The organism is Streptomyces sp. NPDC090106 (assembly GCF_044747265.1).
Lineage (GTDB): Bacteria > Actinomycetota > Actinomycetes > Streptomycetales > Streptomycetaceae > Streptomyces.
The window spans coordinates 133,365-151,221 of record NZ_JBIVDS010000007.1 but is presented as its reverse complement, the minus strand read 5'-3'; the positions used below and the strand labels follow the sequence as shown (position 1 = coordinate 151,221).

Genomic DNA, 17,857 nt, shown 5'->3' with positions numbered 1-17,857 from the left:
GTCACAGACCCGCCGTCCATACCTCCCGCCGGCCGACGCCCTTCAGGCCGGGGACGACCGTGCGCCGGGGCCCCGCGGCGATCGGCGCGAACGACGGGACGGCGAGGACACGGCAGCCCGCGGCCTCGGCGGCCCTGACCCCGGTGGGCGAGTCCTCGACGGCCAGGCACGCCGTCGGGTCGACACCGAGGGCGCGGGCCGCCGCGAGGTAGGGGTCGGCGGCGGGTTTGGTGCGGGGCGTCTCGCCCTCGGCGACCGTCGTCCGGAACCGGTCGGCGCCCAGCCGCTCCAGGACGGCGTCCACCACCGTCCGCGAGGACGCCGACACCAGGGCGGCCGGGATCGCCGACTCCGCGAGCAGGTCGAGGAGTTCGAGCGCACCCGGCAGCGGCGCCGCCTCCTCCCGTACCGCCGCGAGGAAGCGGGCCTCCAGGTCCGCGGCGAGGTCGCGTGGGTCGTCGCCGCTGAGGGTGTGCAGGTGGGAGGCGGTGTCGGCGACCGAACGGCCCAGGACACGGTCGACGTCGACGTCGGGTGCGCTCGCGCGGACCGTGCGCAGCCACAGCGACTCGGTGTCGACCAGGGTGCCGTCCATGTCGAACAGCACGGCGTGCGGGGCGGCGGCGAAGGGCCGGCCGTCCAGGGTCCAGTGCCGGTCGATGTGACGCCCCGCCGCGGCGAACGCCTGGGCGGCGACGTCGACGTGCCGGACGCGGGGCGGCGGGGCCGCGATGCCGGGTCCACACGCGGCCAGCCATGCCGTGGCCTCCTCGGGGGTACGGCCGCCGTGGCCGCCGCCGTCGGCGTGGCCGTGGTCGGTGACGACGAGGACGGTCCACTCCTCCACCGCGTACGACGGCCGGGAGCGCAGCGCGGCGAGCAGCCGGCCGAGCCGGGCGTCGGCCGCGCGGACCGACGTCTCGTACTCCGCGCCGCAGCCCCGGTAGTGGGCGGTCTCGTCGGGTGCGCCGAGGTAGACGAACGCGGCCTCGACGTCGTCCTCGACAAGGACGCGCTCGGCGTCGCGCACGATGTTCTCGTCGCAGTCCTCCCACGCTTCCGGTGTGTCGGCGGCGGGCGCGATGTAGGTGCTCCTGGCCGGGGCGCGGAACAGGGGGCCGCCGCCGCGCGCCTGCATCAGCGGCTGCCAGCCGGCGGCGACGTAGGTGCGGCGGCCGTCCTTCTCGGCGAGCCGGGTCGCGAAGTCGGGGAAGACGTCGAGGCGGTTGCCGCTGAAGGTGTTGCTCCACACCCCGTGCTTGGTCACCCGGACTCCGGTGACGATCGTCGCCCAGCAGGGGCCGGACATGGTGGGGGTCTCCTCGTCGACCTCGACGGGGGTGAGGAAGCCGTCGGCGGCCAGGGCGTCGAGATGCGGGGTGGGCAGACGGCGCAGGATGTCGAGGCGTACTCCGTCGACACCCACGACCAGAACACGGCGGTCGGGCACGGGACTTCCTTTCCGTTCGGGACGGGTCGAGCCTGGTCAGGTCAGGTCAGGTCAGGTCGGGTCGGGTCAGGTCGGGTTGGGTCGGGTTGGGTCGGCTCCTGCCGGACGGGGCCTCCTTTCCGGCAGGTCGGTTCACGCCGATCGGGACAGTTCCTCCGGCCCGATCCCGTACGCGAACGGCAAGCCTCGCGCGTACCGGCCGACCTCGTCGATGGCCCAGTCGGTCATCCGGTGCAGCTCGTTGCCGAGGGACCCGGCGATGTGCGGGGTGAGCAGCACGTTCGGCAGGGTGTACAACGGCGAGCCGGCGGGCGGCACTTCGGGTTCGGTGACATCGAGGACCGCGTGCAGGCGGCCGGTCAGCAGCCGCGCGGTGAGGGCGTCGGTGTCGACGAGGGAGCCGCGCGCGGTGTTGATCAGGGTGGCCCCGTCCTTCAGGAGCGCGATCCGCCGGGCGTCGAACATGTGCCGCGTCTCGGGGAGTTGGGGCGCGTGGATGGAGACGACGTCGCCGCGCCGGGCGAGTTCGTCCAGCTCCGTCTTCTCCGCCCCGAGCGCGCGGGCGTGGGCGGCGTCGACGTACGGGTCGTGCAGGAGGACGTCGAGGTCGAAGGGGCGCAGCAGGTCGATGACCCGGCGGCCGATGCGGGAGGCGCCGACGATACCGACCGTGCGGCGGTAGTTGCCGTGACCGCTGAAGTACGGCAGCAGGTCGGGCGGGGTACGGGCGGCGCGGTAGGCGCGGGCGGCGTCCAGGACGCGTTTGTTGGCGAAGAGGATGGCGGCGAGGGTGAACTCGGCGACCGGCAGGGCGTTGGCGCCCGCCGCGGAGGACACGGTGACGCCGTGCCGCCAGACGGCCTCGGTGACATGGTGCTTGACGGAACCCGCCGCGTGGACGACCGCCCTGAGGCGGGGCAGCCGGCGCAGGGTGTCGTCGGTGAGCGGCGGGGCTCCCCAGTGGGTGAACAGGACTTCGGCGTCGGCCAGTCGGGCGGGATCGGCGGTGGCGAGGTCGGTGACGGCGATGGCCGTGTCGACGCGGGCGACGGTGTGCAGCCGGTCGAGGGTGCCCTCGGCCAGCAGACGGCGGTGGATGCTGTCGCCCATGGCGAGCAGGGTGTGCGGGCGGGTGCGGGGCACGGGGGCTTCCTTCGGTGCGGGCAGGGTCACTTGACCGCGCCCGCGGTCAGGCCGGAGCGCCAGAAGCGCTGGAGGCAGACGAAGGCGGCGATCAGCGGGACGACGGCGACGAGGGAACCGGTGATGACGAGCGTGTAGTACTCGGGCTGCTGCTGGGTGACGCTGTTCCACATGAACAGGCCCAGGTTGACCGGGTAGAGCTTGTCGTCGTTGAGCATGACGAGCGCGCCGAAGAAGTTGTTCCAGCTCGCGGTGAACGAGAACAGGAAGATCGTCATGAAGCCGGGCAGCAGCATCGGCAGGGAGATCGCCCCGAACAGGCGCAGTTCGCTCGCGCCGTCGACGCGGGCCGCCTCCAGCACCTCGTCGGGCACGTACCCCTCGGAGAAGACGCGGGCGAGGTAGACGCCGAAGGGGTTGACCAGGGCGGGCAGCAGCAGCGCCCAGTAGGTGTTGACGACGCCCACCTTGCTGGCCAGCAGGTACATGGGCAGCTGGATGACGGTGGTGGGGACGAGGACCCCGCCGAGGACGACGCCGAACAGCTTCTCCTTGCCGCGGAAGCCGTACTTGTCGAAGGCGTAGCCGGTGGCCACGCACAGCAGGGTCGAGGCGGCCGAGCCGACGACGGAGTAGAGGACGCTGTTGCCGAACCAGCGCAGGTAGATGCCGTCGTCGAAGCTGAACACGCGCTGGATGTTGGCGAACAGGTGGAAGTCGCCGAACGCGAATCCGCCGGTGGCGAAGAGGTCGCGGTGGTTCTTGGTGGCCGCGAACAGCAGCCAGCTGACCGGCATGAGCGTGTAGAACGCGGCGATCAGCAGGATGCCGTTGACGGCGCCCTTGGAGAGCAGGGTCTTCACGAGGTCGCCGCCTTCCACCGGTTGCCGAGGCGGGTGACGAGGTAGGACAGGATGATGCCGAGCGCGGCGAGCAACAGGGACGCGGCGGCGGCGAGACCGTAGTCGTGCCGCACGAAACCGGCCTTCCAGATGAACAGGGTCGGCGACCACTCGGTGTCGATGGACGGGGCGCCCCGCTGGCCCAGGAGCTTGGGCTCGGTGAAGATCTGGATGGCGCCGACGCAGGTGAACAGGACGGTCATGACGACCGCGGAGGCGATCATCGGGACCTTGATCCGGAGGGCGATGCGCAGGGCCCCGGCCCCGTCGACGACGGCCGCCTCGATCACCTCGCGCGGCACGGCCTGGAGGGCGGCGTAGAAGATGACCATGTTGTAGCCGGTCCACTGCCAGGCGCACAGGTTGACCATCGACGCGAGGACGTGGTCGTCGCGGTAGAAGTCCCAGGAGCCGCCGACGGCGCCGATCCAGTCGAGCACGGGGCTCAGTCCCGGGGTGTACAGGTAGATCCAGATGATCGAGGCGATCAGTCCGGGGATCGCGTGCGGCAGGAACAGAGCCAGCTGGAAGAAGCGCCGGGCGCGGGCGAGGGTCGAGTCGACCAGGAGCGCCAGGGCGAGGGAGCCGCCGGTCATGACAGGGATGTAGAGGGCGCAGTAGAGGGCGATGTGGCCGAAGGAGGCGCGGAATCCGTCGTCGGACAGGGCGCCCGCGTAGTTCGCGAAGCCCGCGAAGACGCGCTCGGTGCCGCCGAAGCCGAGTCCCGAGGACTTCTCCTGGAACAGGCTCATCCACCCCGCGTAGCCGATGGGCGCCGCCATGACCAGGGCGAACAGGACGAAGAACGGGGCGATGAGGAGCGCGGCGGTACGCCGCTGGCCGCGCCGGAGCGGTGAAGCTCCGGCCGGCGGGTCCGGCGGCCTGCGCACGGGGTGCCGGCGCATCGGTCGGACGGAGGTGACTGCCACGAGGGCTCCTTGACGAACAGGGTCGGGTCGGACGGGGCGGCCGGGGCGGCGCGGACGGGACACCGGTCGCGCGCGGCCCCGCGGGACGGCGACTCCCCCGGTGGTCACTCGGCGAGCTTCAGCCCGCGTTCCTCGATGCCCGACTCGGCCTTGTCCTGGCCGGCGTCGACGCCCGCCGCGAAGCCGGACTTGGCGGTGGTGTCCTGGACGGCGGTGTACACGTCCATCTGGTTCGGGCCCCAGGTCCAGCCGGGCACGATGGTGTCGACCTGGGCGGAGGCGAGCGCGTAGAGGTCCTGACCGCCCAGGTAGGAGGTGTCGAACCTCGCGGCGGCCACCTCGCGCATCTCGGGGTCGGCGGGCAGGGCGCTGCTGGGCGACTCCAGATCGGCGAGGCGGGCCTCGACGCCGGCCTTGTCGGTGGTGAGCCAGGTGATGAACTCGGCGGCGGCCTCGGCGTGTTCACTGCCCTTGAGGACGCCGTAGGAGGTGCCGCCGTAGTTGCCGGCGGCAGCGGTGCCCCAGTTGGGCATGGGTGCGGCGGCCCACTTGCCGGACAGGTCGGGCATGGAGGTCTTCATGCCGCCCGCGGACCAGGAGGCGCCGAGGAAGGAGAGGGTCCTGCCGTCGACGCGGGCCTTGGTCTCCTCGGGGCTCCAGCCGGTGAAGGTCTGTACGAGGCCGTCCGCGACGAGGCCGTCCCAGTAGGTGGCGACCTTCCGGGTGGGGGCGTCGTTCACGGCGGGCTTCCAGGCGTCGCCCTCGGTGCTGAACCACTTGCCGCCGGCCTGCCAGGAGAGCGCGGCGAGGAGCGCGGCGTCGCTCTTGGGCATGGAGGCGAGGCGGACGTTCCTGTCCTGCTGCTTGACCTTCGCCGCGGCGGTCCTGAACTCGTCCCAGGTCTTGGGGACTTCGATGCCGTACTTCTCGAACAGGTCGGTGCGGTAGTAGAGGAGCTGCGGGGCGACGTCGTAGGGGACCGTCCAGGTCTTGCCGCCGAAGGTGACCAGGGACTGGATGCTCGCCGGGAACTTCGACTTGACCGTTTCACCGGCGTAGTCGGTCAGATCGATCAGGTTTCCCTGGCTCGCGAACTCGGGGACCATCTGGTACTCGATCGTGGCCACGTCGGGCGCGTTGCCCGCCTTCACCGCGTTGGCGAGCTTGCTGTAGCCCTCGGTGCCGCCGGGTATCTCGGTGAACTCGACCTGGATGTCCTGGTGGGTTCTGTTGAACGCCTCGACGGTGGACTTGGCGCCGAGGGTCCAGGTCCAGTAGTGCAGGGTGACGGGCTTGCCGTCGGCCGAGGCGCCGGACGGGTCCCCGCCGCAGGCGGTGGCGCCGGCGAGCAGGCCGAGCGCCGCGACGGCGGCCAGGGCGGTGGTGCGGAACGAACGTGAAGTGCGCGTCATTGCACGGCTCCTACGAGACCTCGTACGGAAAGAGGCAGACGCAGGACATCTTTTGGGCATGACCGATCAGAGTCAAGAGCGTTCGACCAATACAATCAAAACGATCGCACATCACTCATGAAGCGATCGGTTCAGTTCACCTCGGGGAGCGCCCGGCGCCGCAGGAGGAGCGGACCCTCAGCTCCGGCAGCAGGTCGAGGTGGCGGCGGGTACCGGGAGCCCCGCCCTCGCGGCGCTCGGCGAGCCGCTGGAGGAGCAGTTCGGCGGCCAGCCGGCCGACCTCGCGCTTGGGCGGGGCCACGGCGGTGAGGGGGACATCGGCGAGGGCGGCCACCTCGTCCTCGTAGGCGATCAGCGCCAGGTCGTCGGGGACCGCGATCCCGCTCGCCTGGAGCCGGGGCACGAGCACGATCGCGTCCTCGTCGCTGTGCACCAGGGCCGCGGTGACGCCCCGCTTCTTCACCGCCTCGACGAGGTGGCCGACGCAGGCGTCGTAGTCGCCGACCTCACGCACCAGCGGCGCGGCCGAGGTCAGCCCGAGCGAGCGCACGGCGGCCTCGTACCCCGCGGTGATCTGCGCGGCGTGCGGGCCTTCCTGGAGCACGGCGGCTACCTCGCGGTGGCCGAGCGCGGCGAAGTGGCTCAGGGCGACCGCGGCTCCGTGCGCCCGGTCCGTGCGCACCCGGTCGAGCACCGCCGCCGGGTTGCCGGGCGGCGCCGAGCGCTCGACCAGGACGGCGGGGACGTCATGAGCCAGCAGCCACTTCTCCTGGCCGCCCTCGGGCACGCCGCCGAACCAGCTGGGCGCGACGAGCAGCCCCTGCGCCCCGCCCGCGACCAGGTGCTCGGCCTGCGAGGCGTCCTCGGACTCGACGTAGCCCGTCACCCCGAGGACCAGCCGGGCGCCCTGCGCGGCGAGTGCCTCACGGGCGCCGTGCACGATGTCCGCGAAGAGGTTCTGGGTGCTCGGGACGATCATTCCGATCACGGTGTTCCCGGTGTCCGGGGGACGCCGCGCGACCTCGGACTCGGCGTCACCGGGCCACACCACCGCGCCGTGCAGCCGCTGGACCCTGCCCTGCGCCGCCAGCGCCTCCACGTCGCGCCGCAGGGTCACGGCGGACACACCCAGTTCGACGGCGAGTTCGGCGACCCGGATGCTGCCCCGCTCCCGGACGAGTTCGAGCACACGCTCATGTCGCTGGTCGACGTGCAGGCGCATTGGATTCCCCCTGGGCGAGGCCGGACACGATCATCGGTCACTCTACGCCCACTGCCGTATCGATCACTTTCGATCAATACGCTCAGCCAGGGGCGGACCGGTCGGGCGTGACGCACGGGCATCCCGGCGGAGCCGACCAGGATGCGCACTCAGTTCCCTCACAAGGGCGCACTGAGTGCCATACCGCTCCCCCAGTGCTACGTTCCCGTCCATGAGCTCCAGCAGCACGCCGCCCCGCCGCGGCGAGAAGTCGGAGGCGGCGCCGGTGAAGCCGCCCATGCGGGACGCCCTGGTGGCGGCGGCCTTCCAGCTCTTCCTGGAGCGGGGGTACGAGCAGACCACGGTCGACGACATCGTGACGCTCGCCGGGGTCGGCCGGCGCTCGTTCTTCCGCTACTTCCCCTCCAAGGAGGACGTGGTCTTCCCCGACCACGAGCGGTGCCTGGCGGACGTGACCGCGTTCCTCGCCGCCGAGGACGGCACCGCGGAACCGGTCCGGCGGGTCTGCGAGGCGGTCCGGCTGGTCCTGCGGATGTACACCGAGAACCCCGGCTTCTCCGTGCAGCGCTACCGGCTGACCAAGCAGGTGCCGGGCCTGCGCGCCTACGAACTGTCCGTGGTCTGGCGCTACGAGCGGGCTTTCGCCGACCATCTGCGCGCACGTCTGGCCGGGCAGCCGGACGGCTCACTGCGGGCCGACGTGATCGCGGCGGCCGTCGCCGCGGCGCACAACAACGCGCTGCGGTCCTGGCTGCGCGCGGACGGCGAGGGCGACGTGCACACGGAGATGGACCACGCGCTCGGCTATGTGCAGTCCACGCTCGGCCCGGCCCCGGACGGCGGGCCCGCCGAGGAACCCAAGGACGTCGTGGTCGTCGTCTCCCGCCGGGGCGCGCCGCTGTGGCGGGTGGTCCAGCAGATCGAGGCCACGCTGGAGAAGTGAGGGCCCCGGAGCGGGGCCGCGCAGAGCGGGGCAGGCCGCAGGGGTGGGGCCGAGCGGAGGGCGCCGCGGAGATTGAGGGTACGCGGTACCTTTACGCGTGACACTGAGTGTCATACGCTGTGCCGCGTGCACGGTGGCACGGCCGACCGCGCACGTGGGTTTCCGGCCGAGAGCAGGGAGTTGACCAGCGTGTACCACTACTCAGGAAACGTTGCTCCTCAGGCGTTCGGCGCCCCTCAGGCGTTCGGCCAGGCGTCCGGCTCGGCGACCGGGGTCCTGGAACCCTCCGCCCAGGACCGGGACGCCCTGTACTTCCAGCGCTGCACCTGGTGCGGCACCGCCATGTTCCACCGGCTGCTGTGCCCGGTCTGCCAGGGCGGCGACCTGCGCACGGAGCGCAGCGAGGGCACGGGCACGGTCCGGCACTCCACCGTCGTGCACCGCAACACGCCCGCCGCGCGCAACGTGTCGATGATCGAGATGGCCGAGGGCTTCGTGGTGCGCGGCCGGGTCATGGGCCCGCCCATCGGCATCCACAGCGGCGACCGGGTCCGGCTCTCGGCCGCGAAGGACCCGGTGCGCGGCGAGCCCGTCTTCCAGCTGGTCGACGAGCCCTACCGCGCCTGGAGCTGAAGGGAACTGACGCTCCCTGCCCGCACGGTCAGGTCAGCGTCACGCGGATGCCGACGCTGCCGTCCGCCCCGCGGCGCAGCCTGCTGCCGAAGAGGGTGAGCCGGCCCATGACGCCGTACTTGCGGGCGATGAGCCCCCGGATGTGCGCGCTGGTCTCCCGGTCGCAGATCTCGGCGGTGCCGGGCACCGAGTCGCCGGTGGGGTTGCCGCGCAGGTCGCAGGGGCCGACCAGGACGTCGGCGCGGGCCCGGATGCGCTTGACCTTCCAGGCGTCGGCCGCCGACCACACGCAGAGCGTGTCCCCGTCGCGGACCACCCATACGGGCGTGGGCACCGCCGTGCCGTTCTTCCGGTAGCTGGTGATCAGCAGGTACTGGCCGGATCCGAGCCGGTCCAGGGGCGTGTCCGTCATGCCCGGAGTCTAGGCAGCGCCACGCCCGGCGGCCCCTCGAGGTGCGCGCCCACCCGGAATTCGTTTCGCCCCGGCTTTCCCAGGGGGGATGCTGGAGGTGGCGGACCGGACGGGAGCTGCGGAGTGACGCGAGGAACCGAGGACGACGTACGGGATGTTCTTGAGGTCGGCTGCGACGAATCGGGGTCGGACGGCGAGAACCTCACCGGCGGCAACACCGACGTCTTCGCGCACGCGAGTGTGGACGTCCCCGTGGACGTGGCCGCCGCCTACCTCCTGGAACTGCGGAGCCGTATCCGCTCGCCGGCGACCGAGTACAAGGCGAACCATCTGCTGCGGGAGAAGCACCGGCCGGTGCTCGAAGCGCTGCTGGCGCCTTCGGGGCCGCTGTACGGCCGGGCCCATGTGCACCTGACGGAGAAGGCGTATCTGATCGTCGACCGGGCGGTGGACCTGCTCCTCGACGACACGGCGGACGTGCGCGCCCTGTACCGGCGGGGGCGCCGGGAGGTGGGGGACCCGGAGTGGGGCGCGTTCCTCGCGGCGGCCAACCGGTTGCTGCGGGTGCGGGGCGAGGGGGGTCCGCCGGACCCGGTCGAGGCGTTCTTCCGCGCGCTCGACGCCCTGCGGCGCGCGGACCGCCGTACGGACGGCCCCGGGAGTGCCCACGTCACGGAAATACTGGGGCGGTTGGCCGGGGCCCGGTCACGGGCCGGGGCGTACCGGGCCCGGGTGGAGCTGCGGTATCCGCTGATCCCTGCGCTGAACCCCATGCTGCCCGCGATCGTGCACACGGCGGCGCACTGGAGCCGGGGCGGCCGGACGGTGCGGCTGATCCACGACCGGCAGAACATGCTGACGCCGGACCGGATCGCCTGGATCGAGGAGGCGGCCGTGCGCAGGGGCGCCGGGTTCGGCGGCATGGAGCTGGTGCAGGCGGGCCACGACCCGCGGATCCAGTTCGCGGACTTCCTCGCCGGCATCGCCCGCAAGATCGCCGACGACGTGCTGGCGGGCCGCCCCGATGCCGAACTGGTGGCGCTGCTGCGGCCGTACGTGGGGCCCACGTCCGTGTGGGGCGACGAGGAGAGCTGGGCGCTGCTCGGCCCCCGCGCCGGGGACCGGACCCACGCGGCACCGTCGTCCCGCTGAACGCCCCGCGCTCCGGCCACGTATGGAGGTGAGGGCGCTCGACGACCGGAGGGCCCCGCGGTGTTGCCGCCGCGCGTTCGGGGTTCGGGAGCCAGGCATGAGGCACGCACGACGACGGATGGTCCGGCGAGTGGCGCGGCTGGCCGCGGTCGGCGGACTGCTGCTCGGCGGGGCGATGGTGACCCGTGCGGTGGCGAGCGAGCCCTCGGGAACAGCCCAACTCCCGCGTACGACAGCGGCATCGGCGGCGCAGACGGGCTCCGCGCTGGTGTCGGAGCTGGGCACCTCGCGCACGGCGGGCACCTGGATCGCCGCCGACGGCAAGCCGGTGGTCGCGGTGACCGACGCGGAGACGGCGTCGGAGGTGCGGGACGCGGGCGCCAAGGCCAAGGTCGTCCCGTACAGCATGGACGACCTCAAGTCGGCCACGGCGGCGCTGCGTTCGGCGCCCCGGGTGGCCGGGACGGCGTGGGCGGTGGACTACCGGACCAACGAGGTGATCGTCCGGGGCGACAGCACGGTCTCCGCCTCCGACTGGAGCACCCTGACCCAGGTGGCCGAGAACATCGGGGGGTTCGTGCGCATGGAGCGCAGCGAGGGGACCTTCACGACCCGCCTGAACGGCGCGCAGCCCATCCTGTCGACGGGCGGGCGCTGTTCGGCCGGGTTCAACGTGACGGACGGGCAGAACGACTTCATCCTGACGGCGGGGCACTGCGGCGGCACCGGTTCGGTGTGGTTCGCCGACAACCGCGCCCGGACCCAGCTCGGGGCGACGACCGTGCAGAACTTCCCCGGCGCCGACTTCTCCCTCATCCGGTACGACGGCGGCAAGGCCGGTGACGGCGCCGACATCGTGGCGATCGGCGACGGCAACGGCGTGCGCATCACGGGGGCGGCCGATCCGGCGGTCGGGCAGCGGGTGTTCCGCAGCGGCAGCACGACGGGCCTGCGCGACGGGACGGTGACGGCGCTCGACGCCACGGTGAACTACCCGGAGGGCACGGTGACCGGTCTGATCGAGACCGATGTGTGCGCCGAGCCGGGTGACAGCGGGGGCCCGATGTTCTCCGAGGGGGTCGCGCTCGGGGTGACGTCGGGCGGCAGCGGCGACTGCACGACGGGCGGTACGACGTTCTTCCAGCCGGTGACGAAGGCGCTCGGCGAGCTGAACGTCCAGCTCATCGTGTCGGCCCAGCAGGCCGGTTCGGGTCAGGGGCGGCAGAGCGCGTCACCCGCGCCGACGGCCACCGCGTCGGCCGCGGCGGCGGCGCCCGGAGCCGCGTCGCCGGGGTCGGCGGCTCCGGCCACGGAGGGCGGGACGAACGGAGCGGAGCTGCTGACGCGGCTCACGGACGCCCGGAACATCGGTCCCGGGCTGCTGGTGGTCGGGGGCAGTCTGATCGCGCTGGTGGCCACGCGGTACATCCGCACGGAGCAGGACCGCAAGGCCTATCAGAGGTACTACTCGACGACGTGGGGCTGAGGGGGACGGGCGGCGAGGAGGGGGCCGAGGGGATCAGGCCGACTGCGGGGCCGCGGCGGCCCACTCCAGGACGAGCCGTCGGTATTCCTCACGCTGCTCGCCGCTCAGTGTCCCGCCCGACCGGCGCCACAGGGCCCGGATCTCCTCGTTGACCTCGTCAGCCGATCTATCGGATGCCGATTCAACAGTGGTGGACATGCTGTGAAGCATACGTCGCCCCGCGTGAAGGCGGCGTGAGTAAGTATGAGCAATACGGTCATTTCGGACCGTGTCCCTGATCACGTCCGTACGTTCGAACGCCCCTGTCCTCATCCATCCACGCAGGCCAGGGAGTTGGACCCCAGGGCGCGTGGCGGACCTCACGCCTCCGCGGTGCCCAGCACCAGCACCTGGATCGCGAGGACGGCGGCACCCCGCGCCCAGTCGTGAAAATCGGACACTTTGGTCTCCAGGTCGATCGGCGCGGCGAGCGGATGGCGCCGGCCGCGGACGGTGTCCTCGACGGTCTTGGCCGCGACGTCCATCAGTCCGACGCCCTCTCCCGCGAGCAGGATCTTCTGCGGCATCGCGAAGTTGGCGATCTGGGCGACCAGGATGCCCAGAGCGCGGGCCGCCTCCTCGACGACCCGGGCGGGCATGGGTTCACCGGCGGCGGCGAGGACGAGGATCTCCTCGTAGGTGTGGTCGTGTCCGGTGGCGGCCCGGATCTGGTAGCGGATGCTGGGGATCGTCAGCAGGGAGACGGCGCTGCCGCGTTCGCCCTCGGGCGTGAGCGGGCCGTCCGCACTCACGATCCAGTGGGTCCCGAAGCCGCGGTCCTCCTCGGCGTAGGGCACGCGCCGCCCGCCGAGGACGAGGCCGTAGCCGATGCCGGCGCCGATGGTGAGGACGACGAAGCGGTCGAGTCCGCGTCCGGCGCCGAACCATGTCTCCGCCTCGACGAGGGCGGCGACGTCGTTCTCGACGACGACGGGCAACCCGGTCCGCTCCTGGACGAGTTCGGCGAGCGGGACGTCCCGCCAGTGCAGGAACCGTGACTCCCCGACGACGGCGCGGGCCCGGACGAGGCCGCCGACGCCGATGCCGATCCCGGCGACGCGCGCACCGTGGCCGCGGGTGAGCTCGGTGGTCATCTCGGCGAGCAGGTCGGCGACTTGGGCGGGGTCGTGGGTGGTCAGGGGCCGGTCGTGGCGGGCGACGATCTCGCTGCGCAGGGTGGTCAGGACGCCGTAGGCCATGTCGTCGGTGACCTTGAAGCCGACGAAGGCGCGGGAGTCGGCGACGACGTCCAGGGGCTGCGAGGGGCGTCCGGTGCGCACCTCGGCCGGGGCACCCGCCTCGGGCACCTCGATCAGCAGCCCCGACTCGATGAGCGGTTTCGTCAGCCGGGTGAGGCTGCCCGCGGACAGGTCGAGGCGCCGGGCGAGTTCGCTGCGCGAGAGCGGTCCGTTGACGAGCACGTCGATCGCCACCGAGCGTTCCCCGGGGCTCAGTGGATGCCAGCTGGCGGCTGCTGAGGTCATAGGGGTCAGTCTCCCTCCCTGGATATTTATTTTGCCACGGAACCAACGTGACCAATCCATGGGGTCAGATGCGGCTCGTAAAAGATGTTCACCTACCTCTTGACGCATCAATTCTTCCGCCGCAAAAGTAAGTGGCCTGAGGACGAGAGCCGCGCAGACGAGGGAGTCTCTGATGACCATCGCCTCCAGCAGCCCACCGTCGCGTCTGCCGCTGAGCGGCGCGCGGGGGGCCCGGACGACATCGAGGACACGGAAGGCGAGGACCGGCGAGGGACGCGGTGACGGCCGGCTGGCGGCGGTGTTCCTCGCCCCCGCCCTGCTGGGCTTCCTGGCCTTCCTGCTGTGGCCGACGCTGCGGGGCGTGTATCTGAGCTTCACCCGCTTCAACCTGCTGACCCCCGCCGAGTGGGTGGGCCTCGACAACTACGACCGGATGGTCCACGACCCCATCTTCTGGGACTCGCTGCGGGTCACCGTCGTGTACGTGGTCATCAACATCGGTGTGCAGACGGTCTCGGCGCTCGCCATCGCCGTACTGCTCCAGCGGCTGACCCGGTCGGCGACGCTGCGCGGGATCGTGCTCACGCCGTATCTGATGTCGAACGTCGTCGCGGGCATCGTCTGGCTGTGGATCCTGGACACCCAGCTCGGCATCGGCAACGAGATCGTCGCCGGACTCGGCTTCGACCGCATCCCGTTCCTCAACGACGAGACCTGGGCCGTCCCGACGATCGCCCTCATCAACGTGTGGCGGCACGTGGGCTACACGGCCCTGCTGCTCTTCGCGGGGCTCCAGGCCATCCCGAACGACATGTACGAGGCGGCGAAGGTGGACGGCGCGAACGAGTGGCGCATGTTCTGGCGGATCACGCTGCCGCTGCTCAGGCCGGTCCTCGCGGTCGTGCTGATCATGACGGTGATCGGCTCGTTCCAGGTCTTCGACACGGTCGCCGTGACGACCAACGGCGGCCCCGCGAACGCGACGAACGTCCTCCAGTTCTACATCTACGGCGCCGCGTTCGGCCGCTTCCAGTTCGGCTACGCCTCCGCGATGTCGGTGGCGCTGCTCGTGGTGCTCAGCGCGATCACCGTGCTCCAGTACCGGATCACCCGCGCCGGTCAGACGGACCTGGGCTGAGGGAAGGAGACACCGACATGGCCGCCTTGACCGCCACCGGATCCACGTCCGTCCGTCCCACCAGGCGCCTCCCGTCCCCCGGGAGGATCGTCGCCTGGGTGGTGATGGCCGCGATCGTGCTCATCACACTGCTGCCGTTCTACTGGATCCTGCGCACCGCGCTGTCCACGAACACCGCGCTCGCCGCGCACCCCGGCGACCCGCTGCCCGTCGGCCTCACCACCGGCGGCTTCGAGCGCGCGCTCGGCCTCCAGTCCACCGAGGAGGCGATCGCCCAGGGCGGATCGGGCGGCGGACTGAAGTTCTGGCGCTATCTCGTCAACTCGGTGATCGTCTCGACGCTCATCACCGTCTGCCAGATCTTCTTCTCCGCCATGGCCGCCTACGCCTTCGCCCGGCTGCGCTGGCGCGGCCGGGACCAGGTGTTCGGGCTGTTCCTGGCCGGACTGATGGTGCCGGCCATCTTCACCCTGCTGCCGAACTTCGTCCTCATCAAGCAACTCGGCCTGGTGGACAACCTGTTGGGCATCGCGCTGCCGACGATGTTCATGACGCCGTTCGCGGTGTTCTTCCTGCGGCAGTTCTTCATGAACGTGCCCCGAGAGGTCGAGGAAGCCGCCCTGCTGGACGGCGCGGGCAAGGTGCGGATCTTCTTCCGGGTGATGCTGCCGATGGCGTGGACACCGGTCCTCACCCTCGGCGTACTGACGTACATCACCTCCTGGAACGACTACTTCTGGCCGCTGATGGTGTCGTACACGGACAGTTCGCGGGTGCTCACCGTGGCCCTCGCGATCTTCCGGGCACAGACCCCGCAGAGCGGCTACGACTGGTCCGGCCTGATGGCGGCCACGCTCATCGCGGCCCTTCCGATGCTGGTCCTCTTCGGGGCGTTCGCGCGCCGCATCGTCAGCACCATCAGCTTCACGGGCGTCAAGTAAGGGGACTGGGATGCGAATTCGTACCGTCATGTCGCTCGTCGGGGCGCTGGCGCTGTCCCTGGTCTCCGGGTGCGCGCAAGGGGGCGCCGCCGGGTCGGGGGCGAACACGGTGACGTACTGGCTGTGGGACGCCAACCAGCTGCCCGCCTACCAGGCGTGCGCGAAGGGGTTCGAGCGGAAGAACCCGGAACTGACCGTGAAGATCACGCAGTTGGGCTGGGCGGACTACTGGACCAAGCTCACCGCGAGCTTCATCGCGGGCACCGAGCCGGACGTGTTCACCGACCACATCCAGAAGTTCGGCCAGTTCGCCGACCTCAAGGTGCTGGAGCCGCTCGACGGCCTCGGCATCGACGACGCCGCCTACCAGTCAGGGCTCGGCGCCAACTGGACGGGCCAGGACGGCCACCGCTACGGCGCCCCGAAGGACTGGGACACCGTGGCCCTCTTCTACAACCGGAAGATGACCGAGGACGCCGGACTCACCGCGGACCAGCTCAACTCCCTCGCCTGGAACCCGAAGGACGGCGGAACCTTCGAGAGGACGATCGCGCACCTGACCGTCGACAAGAACGGCACCCGCGGCGACGAACCGGGCTTCGACAAGGACAACGTCAGAACCTACGGGCTGGCGACCGGCGGCGCGGGCGACAGCGACGGGCAGACCACCTGGAGCCCGTTCACCGCGTCGGCGGGCTGGAACTACACGGACAAGGCCCGCTGGGGCGACCGCTACGCGTACGACAGCGACACCTTCCAGTCCGTCGTCGACTGGTACTTCGGCCTGGCGAGGAAGGGCTACCTCGCGCCCTTCACGGACTACACCGACGGCGCCAACCCGGCCAACGCCCAGGTCGCCTCGGGCCGGGCGGCCACCGCCTTCGACGGCGCCTGGATGATCTCGACGTACTACGGCACCAAGGGCCTCGACGTCGGCACCGCCCTCACCCCCGTCGGCCCGAGCGGCAAGCGCGCGACCATGATGAACGGGCTCGCCGACTCCGTCACCAAGAACGCCCGCAACAAGGACGGCGCTCTCCGGTGGGTGCGCTATCTGGCCTCCGACGCGTGCCAGAAGACCGTCGGCTCGTACGGCATCGTCTTCCCGGCGACCCCCGACGGCACCCGGGCGGCCGTCGCGGCGTACGGGAAGAAGGGCATCGACGTGTCCGCGTTCACCGGACCGGTCACCGACCGGCAGCACGCCAGGACCTTCTCCTTCCCGATCGCGGACTACGCGGCGGACGTGTACGCGCTGATGCGCCCGGCCATGCAGGACGTGTACGCCAACGGGGCGCCGGTGAGCGGCCTGACCAGGACCAACGACCAGATCAACTTCCTTCTCGGCCAGTGAAAGGCATGCATTCCATGACGTTCTCCCTCGGCATCGTCGGCGCCGGCCAGTTCTCCGGCCAGTTCGCGACGCTGTTCCAGGCCCATCCCGGAGTCGGCGACGTCTACGTCACCGATCTGCTCCCCGAGCGGGCCCGGCAGCTCGCCGACGCCCAGGGGCTGGCCGGCACCTTCCCGTCGTACGAGGCGATGCTGGAGTCGGAGGCCGTCGACGCGGTCGCGGTCTTCACGCAGCGCTGGACGCACGGACCGCTGGTGCTCCAGGGCCTCGCCGCCGGCAAGCACGTCTACTCGGCCGTCCCGATGGCGATCACCACCGAGGAGATCGCCGCGATCATCGAGGCGGTACGGGCGACCGGGCTGACCTACATGATGGGTGAGACCAGCCAGTACAACCCGGCGACCGTGCACGCCCGCAACCAGATCGCCGAGGGCGCCTTCGGGCGGCTCTTCTACGCCGAGGGCGACTACGTCCACGACATGGACCTCGGGTTCTACGACGCGTACCGGTACAGCGGCGGCGACGACTGGAAGTCGACCGCCTCCTATCCCCCGCTGCTCTACCCGACGCACTCGGTGGGCGGCGTGCTCGGCGCCTGGCAGACCCATGCGGTCAGCGTGTCCGCGATCGGCGTGGTGGACGACCGCGGCGACGGGGTCTTCGACCGCTCGGTCAGCCGGTTCGACAACGACGTGTCCAACGCCACCGCCCTGTTCGAGGTGGCCGGCGGCGGCTCGTTCCGCACGAACGAGTTCCGCCGGGTCGGCTACCCCTCCCACATCCGGGAGTCCCGGTTCCGCTTCTTCGGGACGGAGGCGAGCATGGAGCAGCTCGCCACCTTCGCGCTGTGGCAGGACAAGAACGGGGTGAAGGACATCAGCGAGCTCCTGGAACCCAAGCCCACCCTGTCTCCCGACGACCCCTCGCTCCAGCACATCGCACCGGACCTGCGGGCCGCGTTCACCTCCGGCTCGGCCCCGGTGCACGACCGGGCGCGGCTGCCGAGGGAGTTCGACGAGCTGCACAACGGGCACGAGGGCAGCCACCACTTCCTCGTCGACGACTTCGTCACGGCCGTCACCACCCGGTCGCTGCCGTCGGTGAACGCGTGGGTCGCCGCCCGCTACACCCTGCCGGGGATCATCGCGCACGAGTCCGCCCGGCAGGGCGGGGCCAGGCTCACGATCCCGGACTTCGGGGACGCGCCCCCCGCGTGA

Annotated in this window: 17 protein-coding genes; 8 read left to right on the top strand and 9 right to left on the bottom strand. The window is 71.2% G+C overall.

The features are described from left to right. Window position 1 precedes the first annotated feature (1 nt). The 6 genes from ACIPSE_RS23415 to ACIPSE_RS23390 all read right to left on the bottom strand — a co-directional run bounded on the left by ACIPSE_RS23415 (window position 2) and on the right by ACIPSE_RS23390 (window position 7,058). Window positions 2-1,450, bottom strand: coding sequence for an HAD-IA family hydrolase (locus tag ACIPSE_RS23415; RefSeq protein ID WP_401665232.1), 1,449 nt, complete (start codon window positions 1,448-1,450; stop codon window positions 2-4). A 132-nt stretch (window positions 1,451-1,582) separates the two neighbouring features. After that, window positions 1,583-2,560, bottom strand: coding sequence for a hydroxyacid dehydrogenase (locus tag ACIPSE_RS23410; protein ID WP_401666066.1), 978 nt, complete (start codon window positions 2,558-2,560; stop codon window positions 1,583-1,585). A gap of 59 nt (window positions 2,561-2,619) precedes the next feature. Beyond that, a complete protein-coding gene (locus tag ACIPSE_RS23405; protein WP_401666064.1) occupies window positions 2,620-3,390 on the bottom strand; it encodes a carbohydrate ABC transporter permease in 771 nt (256 codons plus the stop codon). A gap of 62 nt (window positions 3,391-3,452) precedes the next feature. After that, window positions 3,453-4,277 (bottom strand): carbohydrate ABC transporter permease, encoded by an 825-nt coding sequence (locus ACIPSE_RS23400; RefSeq protein ID WP_401666062.1) that lies wholly within the window; start codon window positions 4,275-4,277, stop codon window positions 3,453-3,455. A 251-nt stretch (window positions 4,278-4,528) separates the two neighbouring features. Next, window positions 4,529-5,836 (bottom strand): ABC transporter substrate-binding protein, encoded by a 1,308-nt coding sequence (locus ACIPSE_RS23395; protein WP_401665230.1) that lies wholly within the window; start codon window positions 5,834-5,836, stop codon window positions 4,529-4,531. 136 nt (window positions 5,837-5,972) lie between these two features. Then, on the bottom strand, window positions 5,973-7,058 hold the full coding sequence (locus ACIPSE_RS23390) for a substrate-binding domain-containing protein (protein WP_401665228.1): 1,086 nt from the start codon (window positions 7,056-7,058) through the stop codon (window positions 5,973-5,975). 211 nt (window positions 7,059-7,269) lie between these two features. Between ACIPSE_RS23390 and ACIPSE_RS23385 the strand changes: the two genes are divergently transcribed. Both ACIPSE_RS23385 and ACIPSE_RS23380 read left to right on the top strand, forming a co-directional pair. Further along, on the top strand, window positions 7,270-8,001 hold the full coding sequence (locus ACIPSE_RS23385) for a TetR family transcriptional regulator (protein ID WP_401665227.1): 732 nt from the start codon (window positions 7,270-7,272) through the stop codon (window positions 7,999-8,001). A gap of 189 nt (window positions 8,002-8,190) precedes the next feature. Next, window positions 8,191-8,634 (top strand): Zn-ribbon domain-containing OB-fold protein, encoded by a 444-nt coding sequence (locus tag ACIPSE_RS23380; RefSeq protein WP_401666060.1) that lies wholly within the window; start codon window positions 8,191-8,193, stop codon window positions 8,632-8,634. Window positions 8,635-8,662: 28 nt separating this feature from the next. On the opposite strand, the gene ACIPSE_RS23375 is transcribed toward ACIPSE_RS23380, so the two are convergent. Beyond that, the gene (locus ACIPSE_RS23375) at window positions 8,663-9,046 is read right to left on the bottom strand and encodes a PPOX class F420-dependent oxidoreductase (RefSeq protein WP_401665225.1); all 384 of its coding nucleotides are present in this window, start codon (window positions 9,044-9,046) and stop codon (window positions 8,663-8,665) included. Window positions 9,047-9,169: 123 nt separating this feature from the next. Here ACIPSE_RS23375 and ACIPSE_RS23370 point away from each other — a divergent pair, with 123 nt between their 5' ends. After that, a complete protein-coding gene (locus ACIPSE_RS23370) occupies window positions 9,170-10,198 on the top strand; it encodes a hypothetical protein (RefSeq protein ID WP_401665224.1) in 1,029 nt (342 codons plus the stop codon). A gap of 97 nt (window positions 10,199-10,295) precedes the next feature. Further along, window positions 10,296-11,684, top strand: coding sequence for a S1 family peptidase (locus ACIPSE_RS23365; protein ID WP_401665222.1), 1,389 nt, complete (start codon window positions 10,296-10,298; stop codon window positions 11,682-11,684). Window positions 11,685-11,717: 33 nt separating this feature from the next. Here the strand turns inward: ACIPSE_RS23365 and ACIPSE_RS23360 are convergent, their stop codons facing one another. Together ACIPSE_RS23360 and ACIPSE_RS23355 are read right to left on the bottom strand one after the other, a co-directional pair. After that, a complete protein-coding gene (locus tag ACIPSE_RS23360; protein ID WP_401666104.1) occupies window positions 11,718-11,882 on the bottom strand; it encodes a hypothetical protein in 165 nt (54 codons plus the stop codon). 161 nt (window positions 11,883-12,043) lie between these two features. Then, window positions 12,044-13,207, bottom strand: coding sequence for an ROK family protein (locus tag ACIPSE_RS23355; protein WP_401665221.1), 1,164 nt, complete (start codon window positions 13,205-13,207; stop codon window positions 12,044-12,046). A gap of 172 nt (window positions 13,208-13,379) precedes the next feature. Between ACIPSE_RS23355 and ACIPSE_RS23350 the strand changes: the two genes are divergently transcribed. From ACIPSE_RS23350 to ACIPSE_RS23335, 4 genes are read left to right on the top strand one after another with little or no spacing between them, the layout of a single operon-like run. Then, window positions 13,380-14,345: a carbohydrate ABC transporter permease gene (locus ACIPSE_RS23350; protein WP_401665219.1), complete on the top strand. Its 966-nt coding sequence runs from the start codon at window positions 13,380-13,382 to the stop codon at window positions 14,343-14,345. A 17-nt stretch (window positions 14,346-14,362) separates the two neighbouring features. Beyond that, complete coding sequence (locus tag ACIPSE_RS23345; RefSeq protein ID WP_401665218.1) at window positions 14,363-15,286, top strand: carbohydrate ABC transporter permease; 924 nt, start codon at window positions 14,363-14,365, stop codon at window positions 15,284-15,286. Between the two features lie 10 nt (window positions 15,287-15,296). Then, window positions 15,297-16,640 (top strand): ABC transporter substrate-binding protein, encoded by a 1,344-nt coding sequence (locus tag ACIPSE_RS23340; RefSeq protein WP_401665216.1) that lies wholly within the window; start codon window positions 15,297-15,299, stop codon window positions 16,638-16,640. A 14-nt stretch (window positions 16,641-16,654) separates the two neighbouring features. Then, the gene (locus tag ACIPSE_RS23335; RefSeq protein WP_401666057.1) at window positions 16,655-17,857 is read left to right on the top strand and encodes a Gfo/Idh/MocA family protein; all 1,203 of its coding nucleotides are present in this window, start codon (window positions 16,655-16,657) and stop codon (window positions 17,855-17,857) included.

What these genes read in the sequence shown, in the direction of transcription:
- ACIPSE_RS23365 (WP_401665222.1), top strand. Translation starts at nt 10,296, where the DNA reads ATGAGGCACGCACGACGACGGATGGTCCGGCGAGTGGCGCGGCTGGCC.
- ACIPSE_RS23390 (WP_401665228.1), bottom strand. Translation starts at nt 7,058, where the DNA reads ATGCGCCTGCACGTCGACCAGCGACATGAGCGTGTGCTCGAACTCGTC.
- ACIPSE_RS23355 (WP_401665221.1), bottom strand. Translation starts at nt 13,207, where the DNA reads ATGACCTCAGCAGCCGCCAGCTGGCATCCACTGAGCCCCGGGGAACGC.
- ACIPSE_RS23335 (WP_401666057.1), top strand. Translation starts at nt 16,655, where the DNA reads ATGACGTTCTCCCTCGGCATCGTCGGCGCCGGCCAGTTCTCCGGCCAG.
- ACIPSE_RS23405 (WP_401666064.1), bottom strand. Translation starts at nt 3,390, where the DNA reads ATGCCGGTCAGCTGGCTGCTGTTCGCGGCCACCAAGAACCACCGCGAC.
- ACIPSE_RS23385 (WP_401665227.1), top strand. Translation starts at nt 7,270, where the DNA reads ATGAGCTCCAGCAGCACGCCGCCCCGCCGCGGCGAGAAGTCGGAGGCG.
- ACIPSE_RS23410 (WP_401666066.1), bottom strand. Translation starts at nt 2,560, where the DNA reads ATGGGCGACAGCATCCACCGCCGTCTGCTGGCCGAGGGCACCCTCGAC.
- ACIPSE_RS23395 (WP_401665230.1), bottom strand. Translation starts at nt 5,836, where the DNA reads ATGACGCGCACTTCACGTTCGTTCCGCACCACCGCCCTGGCCGCCGTC.
- ACIPSE_RS23375 (WP_401665225.1), bottom strand. Translation starts at nt 9,046, where the DNA reads ATGACGGACACGCCCCTGGACCGGCTCGGATCCGGCCAGTACCTGCTG.
- ACIPSE_RS23340 (WP_401665216.1), top strand. Translation starts at nt 15,297, where the DNA reads ATGCGAATTCGTACCGTCATGTCGCTCGTCGGGGCGCTGGCGCTGTCC.
- ACIPSE_RS23400 (WP_401666062.1), bottom strand. Translation starts at nt 4,277, where the DNA reads ATGGCGGCGCCCATCGGCTACGCGGGGTGGATGAGCCTGTTCCAGGAG.
- ACIPSE_RS23345 (WP_401665218.1), top strand. Translation starts at nt 14,363, where the DNA reads ATGGCCGCCTTGACCGCCACCGGATCCACGTCCGTCCGTCCCACCAGG.
- ACIPSE_RS23350 (WP_401665219.1), top strand. Translation starts at nt 13,380, where the DNA reads ATGACCATCGCCTCCAGCAGCCCACCGTCGCGTCTGCCGCTGAGCGGC.
- ACIPSE_RS23360 (WP_401666104.1), bottom strand. Translation starts at nt 11,882, where the DNA reads ATGTCCACCACTGTTGAATCGGCATCCGATAGATCGGCTGACGAGGTC.